Below are 2,344 nucleotides of genomic sequence, written 5' to 3' on the forward strand. Positions count from 1 at the left end.
GTCGCGGAGCGACTGAGGGGGCCTTCCCCGCGCAAAGAAAAGGGCGGCTCCTCGCGAAGCCGCCCTTTCGTATTCTCTGGGCTAAACCCCTACAGCTGACCCAGCATGTAGTCGGCCGACGAAACCTTGAATTCCCCGCCCTCTTCCACGTTCAGGGTCTGGACCACCCCGTCCTTGGCGATCAGCGAGTAGCGCTGCGAGCGCAGGCCCATGCCGAACTTCGAACCATCGAACTCCAGGCCGATGGCCCGGGTGAAGTCGCCGTTGCCGTCGGCCAGCAGCAGCACCTCGTCGGTGATGCCCTGGTCAGCGCCCCAGGCCTTCATCACGAACAGGTCGTTGACCGAGACACAGGCGATCGTATCGACACCCTTGGCCTTCAGGTCGGCGGCGTGATCCTTGAAGCCCGGCAGGTGCTTGGCCGAGCACGTCGGGGTGAAGGCGCCGGGGACGGCGAACAGGGCCACCGTCTTGCCCTTGAACAGATCGTCGGTGGTGACCGGGGCCGGGCCCTCGGCCGTGCTGGTCATGAAAGTCGCCGAAGGAAGCTTGTCGCCAACCTTGATCGCCATGTGCGGTGTCCCTGCTCTGCATGTTCTTTGTAAGCGCGTAACGCAGATAAAGGCGCCGGAGCCGATCGCCAAGGGAAGGTTGGACTTGAAACCGACGCGTTCCGACCCGATCCTCTAATCATGGACTCAACCCGCACGGAACATGGAGCCTTCCTCGCCGGACAGATGCTGGTGGCCATGCCCGGCATCGAGGACCCGCGGTTCGAACGGGCCGTGCTGTACGTCTGCGCCCACGACGCCGAGCAGGCCATGGGCCTGGCGGTCAACCGCCCGGTCGAGGGCCTGACCCTGTTCGAGCTGCTCAACAATCTGGGCGTCGCCCCGGAGATCGAGGCCCGGGGCGATCTGGTCATGCTGGGCGGCCCGGTCGAGCGCGAGCGCGGCTTCGTCCTGCACACCGACGACTATGTCTCGCCCGACTCCACGGTGTCGGTGGCCGACGGCCTGGCCCTGACGGTGACCCGCGACGCGCTGGACGCCCTGGGCAGCAAGATGCGCCGCCCGCGGCACGCCATCCTGGCCCTGGGCTATTCCGGCTGGGGGCCGGGCCAGCTGGAGCAGGAGCTGCGCGACAATGTCTGGCTGATCTGCGACGCCGACGAAGCCCTGCTGTTCGGCGACGACTACGACAACAAATGGACCATGGCCCTGGCCAAGATCGGCGTCACCGCCGACCACCTGTCGTCCCAGGCGGGTCGGGCCTGAGCTAAGGGCGGGGCGGTGGATCCTCGGGCCCAGCCGCGTATCGCCATCGAATAAGCTCTAAAATTTTTCTCGTCATTCCCGCCCTTGTGGCGGGAATGACAGCGTGGAAGATAAGCGCGGTCGAACTGCGGATGCCGGCAGAGCCTAGCCCCGGGCCTTCACCGGCGCGGCGCCGTCGACATAGGCCTCGTTCAGATAGACCTCGGCCTCCTGCGGCGACAGGGCCGGCGCATAGCCGAAGCCCTGGCCGTAGTCGCAGCCCAGCGACTGCAGGGCGCGGGCCATTTCGGCGTTTTCGACACCCTCGGCGACGACTTCCAGATCCAGGTCCTGGCCCAGCTTCACCACCGAGCGGACGATCTTGGCCGAGCCGGCGTTGCTGCCCATGGTCCGCACGAAGTAGCGGTCGATCTTCAGCGTGTCGAACGGCAGGCGCGTCAGGTACGACAGCGACGAGAAGCCGGTGCCGAAGTCGTCCAGCGCCAGGCCGGCGCCGGCCTCGCGCAGGGTCTTGAGGATCATCGCGGCCCGCTCGGGATCGCGCATGATGTCGCTTTCGGTGACTTCCAGCTTCAGGGCGCCGCGCGGCAGGTCGTGCTCGCGGATCACCTGGCGCACGTCCTGGACCAGGCCGGGGCGGTCGATCTCGCCGGTCGACAGGTTGACGCTGACGGTCAGGCCGGCGACGGCCGGGTGCGAGGCGCGCCAGGCGGCCAGCTGCCGGGCCGAGGTGCGCATCATGTGCTCGCCCAGCTCGCTCATCAGGCCCATCTCCTCCACCAGCGGAAGGAATTCGTCGGGCGGCAGCATGCCGCGACGCGGATGGATCCAGCGGGCCAAGGCCTCGAAGCCCGACAGGGCGCCGGTCGACAACCGCACCACGGGCTGGAAGAAGGGCCTGATCTCACCCCGAGCGATGGCGCCGCGCAGGTCGGCCTCCAGGGCCAGACGCGACAGGCCGTCGGTCTCCATCGAGCGGCCATAGGCGGCGGCGCCGCCTCGACCCGCGGAACCGGCCGCCTCGACGGCCAGCTCGGCGCGGCGCAGCAGTTCGGCCGCCTCGGGGG

3 protein-coding genes are annotated in these 2,344 nt (G+C 68.1%); 1 reads left to right on the forward strand and 2 read right to left on the reverse strand.

Going from position 1 to position 2,344, the window contains the following annotated elements:
* Window positions 1–89 precede the first annotated feature (89 nt).
* Entirely contained in the window at window positions 90–572 is a 483-nt protein-coding gene (locus WAL33_RS14540) for a peroxiredoxin (RefSeq protein ID WP_422182233.1), read from the reverse strand.
* Between the two features lie 120 nt (window positions 573–692).
* Here WAL33_RS14540 and WAL33_RS14545 point away from each other — a divergent pair, with 120 nt between their 5' ends.
* Window positions 693–1,277 (forward strand): YqgE/AlgH family protein, encoded by a 585-nt coding sequence (locus WAL33_RS14545; protein ID WP_422182234.1) that lies wholly within the window; start codon window positions 693–695, stop codon window positions 1,275–1,277.
* A gap of 144 nt (window positions 1,278–1,421) precedes the next feature.
* Here the strand turns inward: WAL33_RS14545 and WAL33_RS14550 are convergent.
* The coding region (locus WAL33_RS14550) for a putative bifunctional diguanylate cyclase/phosphodiesterase (protein WP_422182235.1) at window positions 1,422–2,344 on the reverse strand (923 nt) is incomplete at its 5' end.

The sequence above is a fragment of the Caulobacter sp. genome (genome assembly GCF_049283275.1).
In the GTDB taxonomy this organism is placed as follows: Bacteria; Pseudomonadota; Alphaproteobacteria; order Caulobacterales; family Caulobacteraceae; genus Caulobacter.